This is a genomic window from Marinimicrobium sp. UBA4509 (genome assembly GCF_002388575.1).
GTDB lineage: Bacteria > Pseudomonadota > Gammaproteobacteria > Pseudomonadales > Cellvibrionaceae > Marinimicrobium > Marinimicrobium koreense.
Genome location: NZ_DGMV01000051.1, coordinates 111,061 through 126,380, shown reverse-complemented (window position 1 = coordinate 126,380; position 15,320 = coordinate 111,061). Strand labels below are relative to the sequence as shown.

The 15,320-nt window shown below is 61.0% G+C and carries 13 protein-coding genes; 9 read left to right on the top strand and 4 right to left on the bottom strand.

Annotation, left to right across the window (positions count from 1 at the left end):
• The 6 genes from B3520_RS09525 to B3520_RS09500 form a co-directional block, all read left to right on the top strand.
• Positions 1-1,314 (top strand): AmpG family muropeptide MFS transporter (locus tag B3520_RS09525; RefSeq protein ID WP_286875928.1); only part of this gene is annotated, 1,314 nt, incomplete at its 5' end.
• A gap of 56 nt (positions 1,315-1,370) precedes the next feature.
• Positions 1,371-2,420, top strand: coding sequence for a DUF481 domain-containing protein (locus B3520_RS09520; RefSeq protein ID WP_286804278.1), 1,050 nt, complete (start codon positions 1,371-1,373; stop codon positions 2,418-2,420).
• A gap of 202 nt (positions 2,421-2,622) precedes the next feature.
• Complete coding sequence (gene groES, locus B3520_RS09515) at positions 2,623-2,913, top strand: co-chaperone GroES (protein WP_123636861.1); 291 nt, start codon at positions 2,623-2,625, stop codon at positions 2,911-2,913.
• Between the two features lie 59 nt (positions 2,914-2,972).
• Positions 2,973-4,622: a chaperonin GroEL gene (gene groL / locus B3520_RS09510; RefSeq protein ID WP_123636862.1), complete on the top strand. Its 1,650-nt coding sequence runs from the start codon at positions 2,973-2,975 to the stop codon at positions 4,620-4,622.
• A 229-nt stretch (positions 4,623-4,851) separates the two neighbouring features.
• Positions 4,852-5,436, top strand: coding sequence for a superoxide dismutase (locus tag B3520_RS09505; RefSeq protein ID WP_024459545.1), 585 nt, complete (start codon positions 4,852-4,854; stop codon positions 5,434-5,436).
• A gap of 152 nt (positions 5,437-5,588) precedes the next feature.
• Entirely contained in the window at positions 5,589-6,395 is an 807-nt protein-coding gene (locus B3520_RS09500) for a hypothetical protein (RefSeq protein ID WP_286804279.1), read from the top strand.
• Between the two features lie 8 nt (positions 6,396-6,403).
• On the opposite strand, the gene B3520_RS17525 is transcribed toward B3520_RS09500, so the two are convergent.
• Positions 6,404-6,661 (bottom strand): Lar family restriction alleviation protein, encoded by a 258-nt coding sequence (locus B3520_RS17525; RefSeq protein WP_414673662.1) that lies wholly within the window; start codon positions 6,659-6,661, stop codon positions 6,404-6,406.
• Between the two features lie 331 nt (positions 6,662-6,992).
• On the opposite strand from B3520_RS17525, the gene B3520_RS09495 reads away from it, so the two are divergent.
• Together B3520_RS09495 and B3520_RS09490 are read left to right on the top strand one after the other, a co-directional pair.
• Complete coding sequence (locus B3520_RS09495) at positions 6,993-8,513, top strand: fumarate hydratase (protein WP_123636866.1); 1,521 nt, start codon at positions 6,993-6,995, stop codon at positions 8,511-8,513.
• Between the two features lie 157 nt (positions 8,514-8,670).
• The gene (locus B3520_RS09490) at positions 8,671-9,450 is read left to right on the top strand and encodes a PhzF family phenazine biosynthesis protein (RefSeq protein ID WP_286804280.1); all 780 of its coding nucleotides are present in this window, start codon (positions 8,671-8,673) and stop codon (positions 9,448-9,450) included.
• A gap of 99 nt (positions 9,451-9,549) precedes the next feature.
• Here the strand turns inward: B3520_RS09490 and B3520_RS09485 are convergent, their stop codons facing one another.
• The 3 genes from B3520_RS09485 to B3520_RS09475 are packed head-to-tail and all read right to left on the bottom strand — an operon-like array spanning position 9,550 to position 12,772.
• Positions 9,550-10,644 (bottom strand): ABC transporter ATP-binding protein, encoded by a 1,095-nt coding sequence (locus B3520_RS09485; protein ID WP_286804281.1) that lies wholly within the window; start codon positions 10,642-10,644, stop codon positions 9,550-9,552.
• Between the two features lie 3 nt (positions 10,645-10,647).
• Positions 10,648-11,562, bottom strand: coding sequence for an ornithine carbamoyltransferase (argF, locus tag B3520_RS09480; RefSeq protein WP_024459551.1), 915 nt, complete (start codon positions 11,560-11,562; stop codon positions 10,648-10,650).
• Positions 11,563-11,608: 46 nt separating this feature from the next.
• Entirely contained in the window at positions 11,609-12,772 is a 1,164-nt protein-coding gene (locus B3520_RS09475; protein ID WP_286875926.1) for an aspartate aminotransferase family protein, read from the bottom strand.
• 375 nt (positions 12,773-13,147) lie between these two features.
• Between B3520_RS09475 and B3520_RS09470 the strand changes: the two genes are divergently transcribed.
• Positions 13,148-15,235 carry a TonB-dependent receptor family protein gene (locus B3520_RS09470; RefSeq protein ID WP_286875924.1) on the top strand — a complete coding sequence of 696 codons (2,088 nt, stop codon included), beginning with the start codon at positions 13,148-13,150 and terminating at the stop codon, positions 15,233-15,235.
• Positions 15,236-15,320 lie beyond the last annotated feature (85 nt).

Here is a 15,320-nt window from a genome sequence, read left to right as displayed (position 1 = left end):
TCGCTGTTGATTTATCTGCACCCCCGGGTCGCGTCCATGGCCTTTCTGGGCTTTTCGGCGGGCCTGCCTTATATGTTGGTCTTTTCTACCCTGACTGCCTGGCTGACCGAGGCGGGGGTCACCAAGGCGAGCATCGGGTTTTTCAGTTGGATCGGTATTACCTATTCGGTCAAAGTCTTCTGGGCACCGGTCGTGGACCGGTTTCAGCTCCCGTTGCTGGGGCGCCTGCTGGGGCGCAGACGCAGCTGGATGCTCTTCGCTCAACTGCTGATTGCCGGCGGATTGATTGGCATGTCGGTCACCGACCCTGTGGGGGAGCTCGAGTGGATAGCCATATTCGCGCTGGTGGTCGCCTTTGGGTCGGCAACCCAGGATGTGGCGATTGATGCCTGGCGGATTGAGGCGGTGTCCCTGGAGCGCCAGGCGGCCATGTCCGCCACCTACGTATTCAGCTATCGGCTGGCGGTATTGATGGCCAGTGCCGGCGCGCTGCATATGGTGTCATTTGCCACCTGGCCCGGGGTTTATCTGATCATGGCCCTGCTCATGGGGGTGGGCATGGTGACCGTACTGCTGTCCAGCGAGCCCACAGTGACCGGACATTCGGACGCGGCCTTTCTGGAGCAGCGGGCACAGGATTACCTCGAGCGTAGTGCTCATGTGGCCCGCCCGGTGCGCAATGCCGTTGCCTGGTTCATCGGTGCAGTGGTATGTCCCTTTGTGGATTTTCTTCAGCGCTATGGCGCCCAGGCCGTACTTTTGCTGCTGATCGTGGGCGCGTTTCGCATTACCGATATCAGCATGGCGTCGATGGCCATGCCTTTCTATCTGGAAACCGGCTATACCCGAGCCGATGTGGCCAACATCAGCGGCCTGTATGGTGCGGCGATGACCGTGCTGGGAGGCATCGTTGGCGGAGTGCTGGTGCCCCGTTTTGGCCTGTTGCGCGTCCTGCTGGCCGGGGCCGTGCTGGCGGCGGCGACCAATCTGCTGTATTCGATCAATGCGCTGGTGGGCGCGGAGCTCTGGATGCTGGTCCTGACCATCAGCGGTGAGAACTTCTGCGGCGGCTTGGCCATGGCGTCGCTCATCGCCTGGATGTCCAGCCTGGTCAGCAGCGACTACACCGCGACTCAATACGCCCTGTTCAGTTCACTGATGACCCTGCCGGGCAAAGTCATCGGCGGCTTCAGCGGAATCGTGGTGGAACAGGTCGGGTTTTTCTGGTTTTTCATTTATGCGGGGGGGCTGGGAGTCCCGGCAATTCTGCTGGTGCTCTGGTTGATGCTCCGTACGAGAACCGGTTCGCTGTAGTCGGACCGACCAAGTGTGGTAAAGTGCGCCTCCTTTGGATCAACTCCCGACGATGCATGCCGGTATACCTGACGACTCAACAGTGGCGCTTGGCCCTGGCGGCGTACCTGGCGCTGTCAGCCCCCGTATCTGCGGGAATGCTGGAGCTGCGCAACGGTGATCGCATCGCCGGTGATTTCGTGTCGGCCAGTGAAGACAGCGTCGTCTGGCAGTCCGAGTCGCTGGGGCGGCTGACCATCGAAAAAAACAAAATCTATGACCTGCAGACCACCAAACCCTTGAAAATCAACGGGGTGGGGGAGCCCTGTATGGTGGAGGGGATGGAGTTCGAGCACCTGGTTTATCTGTGTGGCGACGATGTGGTGTCGCGCCGGGTGCCGCTGGTTTCCCTAGCCATGATCATTCCCTACGAAACCTATATCAGCGGTGACAGCAGCACCCTGAATGGGCGGGTCAATGTCTCGGGGACCTACGCCCGGGGCAACGAAATCAAGGATGACTGGAAAATCAGCGGCGGCGTGGAGTACCGGCTGGTGGACTGGCGCCACAGCGGCAATTTTGAGTATGCCAGTTATTCGCGCAGCAAGTCCGAACCCGACGTCCGATGGGGTGGTCGTTACGTGCTGGACTGGTTCTTCCGGGAGCGCTGGTTCCTCAACAGTGATGTGCGCTACGGGCACGATGAAACCCGGTCGATCGATCGCTACTACAACATCGGTGCTGGTACCGGTTACCAATTCTGGGAAAACAACCGGACGGCGCTGGCGATGACCGGTGGTCTGGTGTCGGTCACCGAGCAGTATCAGGTGCCCGAGAACCCCGCCCCGGACTTTGTCCGCAAAGAAGACCGGATCGCCTGGCGTCTGGGTACGGACTTTCGCTACAAGCTGCCCCTGGGGGTCTCGTTTTTCCATCGCAACGAATACGTGCGCTCCTTTGAGCAAGACCGGGACTGGCAGCTCAACTCCACCACCGGTTTCAGCTCGATGCTGGTCTCTACGGTGTATTCAGAGGTCAAACTCGATTACGAGGTGGACAACGACCCTCAGCCCGGCACCGAGCGCGAGGATATCCGGCTCGTGGTGGGGCTGACCTACGAGTGGTAGCGCCCCCTCGCCAAAATAAGCAAAAAAATCCTCGTCAGACTGTTGAAATTCCTCCCCGGCATCCCCAATTACCTGTGACACACGCATTACGCCTGTCTGGCCTCTGGCCGGCCGGGCACGCGGCTTCGGCCGCACACTAACGTCATCCGGGGCAACCCGGCTCATTTTCAGTGTTTAACACGCTAGTTGGAGATAAGAGTCCATGAAAATTCGTCCTTTACACGATCGCGTTGTGGTTCGCCGCAAGGAAGAAGAGGAAAAAACCGCGGGCGGTATCGTCCTGCCGGGTTCCGCCAAAGAGAAGCCCAACCAGGGTGAAGTGGTGGCTGTCGGTAATGGCCGCGTACTGGACAATGGCGATGTTCGCCCGGTCGACGTCAAGGTTGGCGATGTGGTTGTATTCGGCAAATACGCCGGCAGCGACACCATCGAGGTCGATGGCGAAGAGCTGGTCATCCTGAGCGAAAGCGACATCAAGGCTGTGCTGGCCTAAGCCCGGCACGGAATCTTTAACCGACTATTGTCTGAACAAGTTACTGGAAGGAAAGCACTATGTCTGCAAAAGAAGTTAAGTTTGGCGACAGCGCCCGTCAGCGCATGCTCAAGGGCGTCAACGTACTGGCCGACGCCGTAAAAGCCACTTTGGGCCCCAAGGGTCGCAACGTGGTTCTGGAGAAGTCCTTCGGTGCCCCCACCGTGACCAAAGACGGTGTGTCCGTGGCCAAGGAAATCACCCTGAAAGACAAATTCGAGAACATGGGCGCCCAGATGGTCAAAGAAGTGGCCTCACGCGCTTCTGACGAAGCCGGTGACGGTACCACCACCGCTACCGTTCTGGCCCAGTCCATCGTGACCGAAGGCCTCAAATCCGTGGCTGCCGGCATGAACCCCATGGATCTCAAGCGTGGTATCGACAAAGCCGTTACCGCTGCGGTTGAAGAAATCCGCAAGCTGGCCAAGCCCTGTGAAGACAGCAAGGCCATCTCACAGGTGGGCACCATCTCCGCCAACTCCGATCGCGACGTGGGCGAGCTGATCGCCAAGGCGATGGAGAAGGTCGGTAAAGAAGGTGTGATCACCGTTGAGGAAGGCTCCAGCCTGGAGAACGAACTGGACGTGGTTGAAGGTATGCAGTTCGACCGCGGTTACCTGTCTCCTTACTTCATCACCAACCAGGACAACATGGCCGTCGAGCAGGACGACCCCTACATCCTGCTGGTGGACAAGAAGATCTCCAACATCCGCGAGCTGCTGCCGACCCTGGAAGCCGTAGCCAAGGCCAACAAGCCGCTGGTTATCGTTGCCGAAGACGTGGAAGGCGAAGCCCTGGCGACCCTGGTGGTCAACAACATGCGCGGTATTGTGAAAGTCGCCGCCTGTAAGGCACCGGGCTTCGGCGATCGTCGCAAGGCCATGCTGCAGGATATCGCCATCCTGACCGGTGGCACTGTGATTTCTGAAGAAGTGGGTCTGGACCTGGAAAACGTTACTCTGGAGCACCTGGGCCGCGCCAAGCGCGTGACCATGTCCAAGGAGAACACCGTGATCGTTGACGGCGCCGGTAACAACGCTGACATCGAAGCGCGTGTGAACCAGATCCGCACCCAGATGGAAGACACTTCCTCTGACTACGATCGCGAGAAGCTGCAAGAGCGCGTGGCCAAGCTGGCCGGCGGTGTGGCCGTGATCAAGGTGGGTGCTGCCACCGAGATGGAAATGAAAGAGAAGAAGGCTCGCGTTGAAGATGCGCTGCACGCCACTCGCGCCGCCGTTGAAGAAGGTGTGGTTGCCGGTGGTGGTACCGCTCTGGTACGCGCTGTGGCCGCCATTGCCGAGCTGAAAGGCGAGAACGAAGACCAGAACGCCGGTATCGCGCTGGCCCGTCGCGCCATGGAAGCACCGCTGCGTCAGATAGTCACCAACGCCGGTGAAGAGGCCTCTGTGGTCGTGGATCGGGTCAAGAAAGGCGAAGGCGCCTATGGCTACAACGCCGCGACCGGTGAGTACGGCGACATGCTGGAAATGGGTATCCTGGACCCGGCCAAAGTGACCCGTACCGCTCTGCAGGCTGCCGGCTCTGTCGCTGGCCTGATGATCACCACCGAAGCGATGGTGGCCGATGAGCCGGAAGACGAGAAGGCCGGTGGCGCCCCGGATATGGGCGGCATGGGCGGAATGGGTGGCATGGGCGGCATGATGTAAGTCGTCTCAAGCCCTGAAAGGGCGGGCTTTGGCCCGCCCTTTTGCTTTCAGTGATATACTGATCGCTTACTTTCGTAACACCATACCAACAGCCAGAGCTAACTGGCGTTTCCCGGTCTGGAGCAGGGCGATCCGTTCGACCCATCCGGCTGTGCTAGGATTGAGCGGCTATTTCAGTGGGTTAACCCCGCCGCTACTCATTTTTTCAACCGTGTTCAGGAGAACGACTATGGCTTTTGAATTACCCCAGCTGCCTTACGCAAAAGATGCGTTGGAACCTCATATCTCCCAGGAAACCCTGGAATACCATTACGGTAAACACCACCAGACCTACGTAGACAAGCTGAATGCGGCCGTTGAAGGCAAGCCCGAAGCGGACAAGAGCCTGGAAGACGTTATCAAGAGCGCCAAAGGGCCTCTGTTCAATAACGCCGCTCAGGTGTGGAACCACACTTTCTACTGGCACTGCCTGAGCCCCAACGGTGGCGGTGAAGCCACTGGTGCGGTAGGCGAGGCCATCAACAAGGCCTTTGGCTCCTTTGACAAGTTCAAAGAAGAGTTCTCCACCAACGCCGCCAACAACTTCGGCTCCGGCTGGACCTGGCTGGTGAAGAAGTCCGACGGTTCCGTCGCCATCGTCAATACCAGCAATGCGGAAACGCCGCTGACTGACGAGAGCGTCACCGTGCTGCTGACTGTGGATGTGTGGGAGCACGCCTACTACATCGATTATCGCAATGCCCGTCCCAAGTACCTGGAAGCCTTCTGGAACCTGGTCAACTGGGAGTTCGTCAACGAAAACTTCGCCAAGTAAGTTTTATTGACGTGAAAACCCCGCCCGGCCCAGCCGGTGCGGGGTTTTTTTATGCCTGGCAAAATTGCCCGGTATCAGACCCGTTCCCTTCTTTTTCGGGCCCAGAACTGCTATAAACGCAACCACGAAGTGTAGTGAACTCAGGTGTTTTTATGGAACGCAAAGAGCCGACGATCTCCGGCACGATCAAACCCGAGAAAGACGAAGTGGCGGCCCGCCAGGGTCGAGCTGCGGCGGCACCTCCCGGTGGCAACGCGACAGGTCCTAAACGTCCTGGGGGCGGGGGCGGTACACCTCCGCCGCCTCAGCGTCCGGCCGGTGCCTCTTCCGGTGGCCAGGGGCTGGCGATTGCGGCGCTGATCATTGCCGTTGCCGGCGTGGGCGCCAGTGGTTTTCTGGCCTGGAAGTGGACCGGCGCCGAACAGAACCTCGCCCAGGCCAATGAGCGGCTGGAAACCCTGGAGAAACGCATCGCGATCACCTCCAGCGAGTCCAGCGAATACGTCGAGGAAATCCAGGAAAAACTGGAGTGGGCGGATTCGGAAATTCGCAAGCTGTGGGGCGTATCCTACGATACCAACCGCAAGCGGATCGCCTCCAACCAGGAGGGGCTGGAGTCCCTGAAGCGGGAATTGGCCAGTGTGAAGGAGTCCGCCTCCAGCGCCAGTCAGGGGCTGAGCAGTCTGCGCTCGGCCTTTGACAAAACCGAACAGCAGGTCAGTGAGGTCGGCTCGGCGATCGAGCGTTTGCAGGCAGCGGCCGACTCGGTGGAAGCCCAGGGCCAGCGCCTGCAGAATCTATCGGAAGAAGTGGATCAACTGGAAGAGGGGCTTGGGCGTTTGCGGGGGCTTGCAGACCGGGTCGGTACCAACGAGGAAGCGATCGAGGCCATCGACTCCTATCGTCGTAGCATCAACCGCGACATATTGACCATCAAGGAGCAGTTGTCCTCACCCTGATCGCCCGCTCAGCCCCGCGCGACGAAATAGCGGGGCTCTGGTTGAGTGCGATCGGCGAGCGATTCGCCCGTTGCCGTTTCCGGTAGTGGCTGGACGCCAAGGCGGACCGACGTCTCATTCCAGCGACTGATGGCCCTCTCCAGGGTTTCCTGGTGAGGGCCTTTTGATTTGCAGCTCTGACAAACCACACAATAATCCAGCCCACTGTGCGCCAAGTGCAAGTGGTTGCTGCGGCAAAACGGACAAGGTTCTAGGGCCGTGGCCATAAGGCATACGCTCCAGTGCGTGACTCACTTGAGAGGTTTTGAGGGGGGAGGGGACTCTTGCCGGGCAGGGCGCTCAGCGGTGGTTGCGCGGTTCGCAGGGCGCAGATTGTGAACCGGTCAGGACGGTAAAACCGCGATTGCCCGAACGGCTGATGGGCATCCAACATGATCACTTAAACTCCAGAGGACCATATTCAGAGTGTAGCGCAGCGCCGCCCGAATGCAAACGGTTGCAGCGTAAAGTTGGCGCAGTACGCCGGTCCTCTCCGGGCAAGTCTCCGGCAATTCATGTAAAATTGCCGCCACACTGACAAGCTGTAGAGAGACTTCCATGACCACCGTGATTCGCCAGAACGACCTGATCGACAGCGTCGCCGACGCGCTGCAGTTCATCTCCTACTACCATCCCGTGGATTTCATCCAGGCCGTACACCGCGCCTACGAGCGCGAAGCCAACCCGGCGGCCAAGGATGCCATGGCCCAGATTCTGATCAACTCGCGCATGTGCGCTACCGGCCACCGCCCGATCTGTCAGGATACCGGCATTGTGACCGTCTTTGTCACCGTTGGTATGGACGTCCAGTGGGAGGCGGATATGAGCCTCACCGATATGGTCAACGAAGGCGTGCGTCGGGCCTATAATCACCCCGACAATGTGTTGCGCGCGTCCATTCTGGATGACCCGGACGGCGCCCGGAAGAATACCGGTGATAACACCCCGGCCGTCATTCACTACAATATCGTTCCCGGCAATACCGTCGACGTTCACGTGGCGGCCAAGGGCGGCGGCAGTGAAGCCAAAACCAAATTTGCCATGCTCAACCCCTCGGATTCCGTGGTGGATTGGGTGCTGGACATGGTGCCCAAAATGGGCGCGGGCTGGTGCCCGCCCGGCATGCTCGGCATCGGCATTGGTGGCACGGCCGAAAAAGCCATGCAGATCGCCAAAGAGTCGCTGCTGGATCCGGTCGACATTCAGGAGCTGCAGGAGCGCGGTGCCAGCAACCGCAGCGAAGAGCTGCGCCTGGAGCTGTACGAAAAAGTGAATCAGTTGGGCATTGGCGCCCAGGGCCTGGGTGGTTTGACCACGGTGCTGGACGTGAAAGTGAAGGACTACCCGACCCACGCGGCGAACAAAGCGGTGGCCATCATCCCCAATTGCGCCGCCACCCGTCACGCCCACTTCACCCTCACCGGAGAGGGCCCGGCCCTGCAGACGCCCCCTAACCTGGACGACTGGCCGGAAGTGGCCTGGGAAGCCGGCGACAATGTCCGTCGAGTGAACCTGGATACCGTCACCAAAGAGGATGTGAAATCCTGGCAACCCGGCGACACCATCCTGCTCTCCGGCAAAATGCTGACCGGCCGAGACGCCGCCCACAAGAAAATGGTGGACCTGATCGCCAAGGGTGAAGAACTGCCGGTGGACCTGACCGGCCGTTTCATCTACTACGTGGGACCGGTCGATCCGGTGCGCGATGAAGTGGTGGGCCCCGCCGGCCCGACCACCGCCACCCGCATGGACAAGTTTACCCGCACGATGCTGGAGCAGACCGGCCTGCTGGGCATGATCGGCAAAGCGGAACGCGGCCCGGCGGCGATCGAGGCGATTCGCGATAATGAGTCGGTCTACCTGATGGCGGTAGGCGGCGCGGCCTATCTGGTGTCCCAGGCGATCAAGTCGTCGAAGGTGCTGGGCTTTCCGGAGCTGGGCATGGAGGCGATTTACGAGTTTGAGGTGAAGGATATGCCGGTCACCGTGGCGGTAGACAGCAAAGGCGAATCCGTTCACCAGACCGGCCCGAAAATCTGGCAGGCCAAGATCAAAGACGAAGCGATCAAGGTGGTGTAACGTATTTCGCCATTTGATTGGTAATGGTAACGGCGGATGCGCTTTGCTTATCCGCCCTACGGATACCACGGCAGTCTGCGTAGGGCGGATAAGGGCAGCGCATCCGCCGTCACCCAGGCATGACGCAACAAACGATCGCAAGGTTAATAGGGCGCTTATGAATCTAACCCAATACCAAGTCGATGCCTTCACCCAGCGTCCTTTCGAAGGCAATCCCGCCGCCGTCGTGCCTCTGGAACAATGGCTCGACGACGCCCTGATGCAGACCATCGCCAACGAAAACAACCTCTCGGAAACCGCCTTCTTTGTGTCCGAAGACGATGGCTTCGCGCTGCGCTGGTTTACCCCCGAAGCCGAAGTCGACCTCTGTGGTCACGCTACGCTGGCTTCCGCCCACGTCCTGTTCGAACATATGAACTACCCTCACCCGAGCATCCGCTTCGGCACCCGCAGCGGCGACCTGGTGGTTGAGCGAAGGGGTGACCGGTTGGCCATGGATTTCCCCGCGCAACCTACCCAGCCCTGCGACTGTCCTGATGAGCTGGTGAGGGGATTGGGAGTCACGCCGGTTGCCGTGGAAAAGAGAGTAGATTATCTGGCAGTACTGGAAACTGAGGCTCAAGTGCGAGCTTTAGCGCCGGATCTGGCCGAGCTGAAAAAGCTCGACTGCCGGGGCATCATGGCTACCGCGCAGGGGGACACCAAAGACTTTGTCAGCCGCTTTTTTGCTCCGTCGGTAGGAATCGCCGAAGACCCAGTGACCGGATCGGCACACTGCCAGCTCGCTCCCTATTGGGCCAAAAGATTGTCCAAAAACACTTTGGCTGCCCGACAGATTTCCAAACGCGGCGGCGATGTGGATTGCGAGCTAAAAGGCGATAGGGTGACGCTGGTGGGGTCGGCGGTTACGGTCATCAAGGCCGAGTTGTTGGTGTGACAGTGGGTTAGGTAACGGCGGATGCGTTGTGTTTCGGGACGGCGGATGCGCGCTTTGCGCTTATCCGCCCTACGCGAGCTGCGGTGCTAACGTCGCGCTCTACGTCTCGGTGGTCTCTAAACCGTAATGACTCCCACCAACCGCTTGCTCTTCCCGCCGGAAGACAATCAGATGATCCGCTTCAATACGAATGCCCACATGATCGCCGATGGCGTAATCATGGTGACTGGGGAACGCGGACTGAATGCGGCTGCCGGTGGGCAGCTGTAACGTATACAGCGTGGCGGTGCCGGCAAATACCTTGGCGACCACTTCGGCGCGTTTATCGCTGCTGTCATCGTGAATGACATCGTCCGGGCGCAGCAGAATATCCACCGGGGTATTTTCCAGCCACTCGTAACAGCGGTTACCTTCGATATCGCCCAGTTCTGTGCGCACCGTATGTCGGTCCAACAGATAACCCGCGAGAAACACGCCCTGCCCGACAAAGTTGGCGACAAAGCGCGTGGCGGGTTCATGGTAAAGGTTGAACGGGGTATCCCACTGTTGTAACTGTCCGGCATTCAGCACACCGATCCGATCCGCCATGGCAAAGGCTTCGGACTGGTCGTGGGTGACCATGATCGCGGTGATGCCGCGCTCTTTCAGAATCGCCCGCACCTCGAGTGCCAGGGCCCGGCGCAGTTCCACATCCAGACTGGAGAAGGGCTCGTCCATCAGCAGCAGTTTGGGCTCGGGCGCAAGGGCACGGGCCAGGGCGATGCGCTGTTGTTGACCGCCGGAGAGCTCGTGGGGATAGCGGTGGCCCAGGTCCTCGAGCTTGACCAGCTGCAACAGCTCGTCACAGATCCGGGCCTTCTCCCGGGCGCTCTGGTTTTTCAGGCCAAAGGTCAGGTTGTCGCGCACATTCAGGTGCGGGAAGAGCGCGTAATCCTGAAACACCATCCCCACCCGGCGTTGCTCTGGCGCCAGGGACTGCTCGGCCGAGGCCAGCAACTGTCCGGCCAGCTCAATGCGACCCGCCGAGGGTTGCAGAAAACCGGCGATGGCGCGCAGTACGGTGGTTTTACCGCAACCGCTGGGGCCGAGCAGGCAACAGATGTCGCCTTCGGTTAACGACAGTGACAGATCTTCAACGACCCGCTCGCCGTCGTAGCCACAACCGATGTTGTCGAGTTCCAGCAGTGCCGACATAAGTTACCGTGAGTGGTTGAACAGGAATTCGATCAGGGCCTTCTGGGCGTGCAGGCGATTCTCGGCCTCTTCCCAGACCACCGACTCCGGAGAGTCCAGCAGCTCGGCGCTGATTTCCTTGCCGCGATAGGCGGGCAGACAGTGCATGAAAAGGGCGCGGTCGTGGGCGTGACTCATCAGCTCGGCATCGACCTGATAGCCGGCGAAGGCCTGTTCGCGCAGTTTTTTCTCATCTTCCTGGCCCATGGAGGCCCAGGTGTCGGTGACCACCAGGTCGCTGTCTTTCACCGCTTCTTCCGGCGTGCGGAAAATGCTCACCCGATCGCGCGCGGCATCGAGCAGGTCCTGGCGGGGCTCGAAGCCTTCCGGACAGGCAATGCGCAGCTCGAAGTCCCACTGCTGGGCGGCGTTGATGTAGGACTGACACATGTTGTTGCCATCACCCACCCAGGCCACCGTCTTGCCCTGGATGGGGCCGCGGTGCTCGAGGAAGGTCTGCATGTCCGCCAGCAATTGGCAGGGGTGGAAATCATCGGTCAGGGCGTTGATCACCGGCACCTTTGAGTATTCCGCGAAGCGCTCCACATTGGCGTGCTCGAAGGTGCGGATCATCACGATATCCACCATGCGCGACAGTACCCGGGCGGAGTCCTCAATCGGCTCACCGCGCCCCAGTTGGGTATCGCGGGGCGAGAGGAACAGGGCGTGGCCGCCCATCTGCGCCATGCCGGCTTCAAATGAAACGCGGGTACGGGTGGAGGATTTTTCAAAAATCATCCCCAGCACCTTGTTCTTGAACAGCTCTTCGGATTCGCCCCGGGCCTGAATGGCCTTGAGTTCAATGGCGCGATCCAGCACCGCATTCAGTTCGGCGGGCTCGAGATCCATCAGGGTCAGAAAGTGTCTTGGTTGGGCCATAACGGCAACTCGTTGTATTGCTTGGGGCCGGTTCCCGGCCTGTGAATTAAAAGGCGCGAATCAATTCCACCACACCGGTGACCAACTGCTCGGCTTCCGCTTCCGTCAAAATAAAGGGCGGCAGCAGACGCAGGGTATTGCCGGCGGTGACGTTGATCAGCAGCTCGCGCTCGCGGGCCTGTGCCACCAGTTCGGCGCAGGGGCGATCGAGTTCCAGGCCGATCATCAGTCCTTTACCCCGAATGTCCACCACCTTGGCATCGTCCTTCAGGCGCTCGCGGAACTGCTCCAGCAGCCAGTCGCCCATCTGGGCGGCACGGGCGATGAGCCCCTCGTTGAACAGGGTTTCCACCACGGCAATGCCGGCCCGGCAGGCGAGCGGATTGCCACCAAAGGTGGAGCCGTGGCTGCCCGGTTGAAATATCTCGGCCGCCTGTCCGCGCGCCAGGCAGGCGCCAATGGGGACACCATTGCCCAGGCCCTTGGCCGTGGTCAGCACATCCGGCTGAATGCCGTTGTGTTGAAACGCAAAGTAGCGACCGGTACGACCATTGCCAGTCTGAATTTCGTCCAGCATCAGCAGCCACTGGTTCTGATCGCAGATTTCCCGCAACTGGTTCAGGTAGCCAAGTGCGGGCACTCGCACACCCCCTTCACCCTGCACCGGTTCGACCAGGATGGCGACGATGTTGGCGTGTTGAGCGGCAGCGGCGCGGACGGCTTCCGGGTCGTTGTACGGCACCCGAATGAAACCTTCCACCAGGGGCGCGAAGCCCTCTTGCGCCTTTTTATTCCCGGTGGCGCTGAGTGTCGCCAGGGTCCGGCCGTGAAAGCTGTTTTCCATCACCAGAATGGCCGGGCGCTCAATGCCCTGAGCGGCGCCGTACTTACGGGCGAGCTTGATCGCCGCTTCGTTGGCTTCTGCCCCGGAGTTGGAGAAAAACACCCGCTCCATACCGGTCTGCTCGCACAACAGGTCCGCCAGTTGGCGCTGTGGCGGAATGTTGTACAGGTTGGAGACGTGCAGCAGGGTGCCGGCCTGATCGCACAGGGCGCGGGTCACCGCCGGGTGGGAATGGCCCAGCCCGCAGACTGCGATGCCACTGATGGCGTCGATATAGCTATTGCCCTGATCGTCCCACACACGGCTGCCTTCGCCCCGAACCAGGGTCAGAGTGCGAGTACCGTAAGTGTTCATCAATGTGTCCATGGTTTACTCCACAGCCATCCGCTCCAGAGAGCCGGAAAACAGAATCAATAAAACCGCCAAAAGCCCGTTGTCGTGAACAGGCAGCCAGATCTCGATAAGGCGGGGATCAAACAGGGGGTTCGGAACGCTCCGAGTCGGCCTTGAGCTCGCCGTGTGTGGCCTCGTTGGGCGGACGGCATGAACCCGTAAATGGCAAAAAAGCAATACTATAGCCATTTTACGGCGTTGGCAAATGGCATCCATTCGCGTTGCCTGGCCGTACTCATGGCCGTTTTGTGTACGGTTCTGGCCTACAGGCCGGAGGCCGAACCCGGTATCATGGCCGCGCCCCGGTTCGGGGCCGAATTCTGACAACGATCCCCAAGGTGGTAGTTCATGGCTCGACATTTCGCCTCTGTTTCAGTCCGAGCATTGCGCTCGGCGCTCCTCGTCCGTGCGGCTCCGTTGTCCATTGCCGCCCTGATTGGCGCCGGCGCTCAGGCCGAGGGGCTGGAAACCCTGGTGGTGACCGGCGAGGCGCGCGAGGGAGATGCCTTACCCGGGGCGGCGTCCCTGGCGATGGATCGCCAACAGCCGGGGATGCGCATCGACAGTGGCGAGCTGCTACAGGGGTTGCCCGGCGTGCAGGCCGACAGCCGTTCCAATTACGCCCAGGATACCCGGGTGACCCTGCGCGGTTTTGGCGCCCGCTCGGCGTTCGGTGTGCGCGGCATTGACCTGCAGCTGGACGGTATTCCCCTGAGTACGCCGGACGGCCAGGGGCAGCTCTCCAGTGTGCCGGTGGATGAAGTGGATCGAGTACAGGTCCTGCGCGGCCCGCTGGCGGCGTTGTATGGCAATGGCGCCGGCGGGGTGATCCAGTTTGACAGCGCCGCGCCCGAGCAGAACCGTCTCAGCGGGCGGGTTTTGGCCGGGGAGGGCGATCGGCAGCGTCAGGCAGTGACCGGCGAATGGCGCGAGGGCGCCTGGGGCGCTCGGGTCCACGGTTCGCGCTTTACCAGCGATGGCGAGCGGCCCCACGCGGAAGCCGAGCGGCGCCAGGCCGGGGCCCAGCTGTATTATCAGGCCGACAGCGGCATAGAAACGGTGGTGCGCCTGGACACCAGCCACGATCCGCTCTTGCAGGATCCGCTCGGCCTGTCGCCGGAGCGCTGGCGGGAGGAGCCCCGTGCGGGCAACGAGCGCGCGGAGCTGTTCAACACCCGCAAGCGTATTCGCCATCAGCAGGGTTCGGTCACCTTGCGCCAGGCGGAGGGTAAGCACCGCTGGCAGGCGGCGATCTGGCAGGGCCTGCGCGAGGTAGACCAGTGGCTGCCATTTGCCGGGGACGACGTGACCAGCTCTGGCGCGGTAATTGATCTGACCCGGGATTTTTCGGGCCTCCGGGCCAGCTACACCCGCGATCTTTCCCTGCTCGATCGCCCGCTGGAGGCGACCCTGGGGGCGAGTGTCGAGCGCCAGGAGGATCGGCGCCGTGGCTACGTCAATGATCAGGGCGAAACCGGAGCCCTGCGCCGTGACGAGCTGGGTGAAGTCGACAGTCGGGATCTGTATGGGGTGCTGACCTGGCAGCCCACCGATCGGTGGGAAATCACCGGCGGGGCCCGCCACAGCGACCTGTCCTTTGCGGTGGATGATTATTTTGTGGTGCCGGCGGATGGCGATAACCCGGGCAATCCGGACGACAGCGGTGGCCGGGACGATGATTTCGTCGCGCTGGCGTTGGGTACAACCGTTCGTCTGAACACCCAGTGGGAGGCGTTCGCCGGGGCCGGTCGGGGCTACGAAACCGCGACCCTGACCGAGATGGCCTACCGCAACGAGGGCTCCGGCTTGAATACCGCGCTGTCGCCGGCGGAAAACCGGCAGATTGAGGCGGGCCTGCGCTGGGGTCTGGCGTCGCCGCATCGGGTGACGCTGAGCCTGTTCCAGATCGACAGTGACGATGAGCTGGTGGTGGATCAATCCGAAGGTGGCCGTACCACCTACCGCAACGCCGCTGAGACCGAGCGCTGGGGGCTGGAAGCCTTCGGTGAGCTGCATCTGACGCCGGGCTGGTGGGCGCGTTTCAGTGCCAGTTACCTGGACGCGGAGTATGCGTCCGGGCCCGAGGCGGGCAATCAGCTACCGGGCATTGCGGATATCAACCTCTATACCCAGTTGCGCTGGGAGCCGCTGCAGGATGATCGCCTGGGCACGGCGCTGGTGGCCCGCTATCGCGGTGAGGTGGCGACCGGCGATGACAATGCGGTGTTTGCGCCTTCGGCGGTCACCTGGGATTGGAGTGTGGATTCGGCCCATCAGTGGGGTGATTGGTTGGCCTCGGGTTGGCTGAAGCTGGAGAATCTGACCGATGAGCAGTATGTGGGTGCGGTAATCGTCAATCAGGGCAACGGCCGCTCGTTCGAGCCCGCCCCCGGTCGGCAGGTGAGTGCCGGATTGAACCTCGAATACCGGTGGTAACCGGAGCGTCCGGGCGCGAGCGGGGTAAACCCTTACGGGACACGCCGTGAATACATCCCTGTAGGCTCGAATCGCGGGTCCCCCG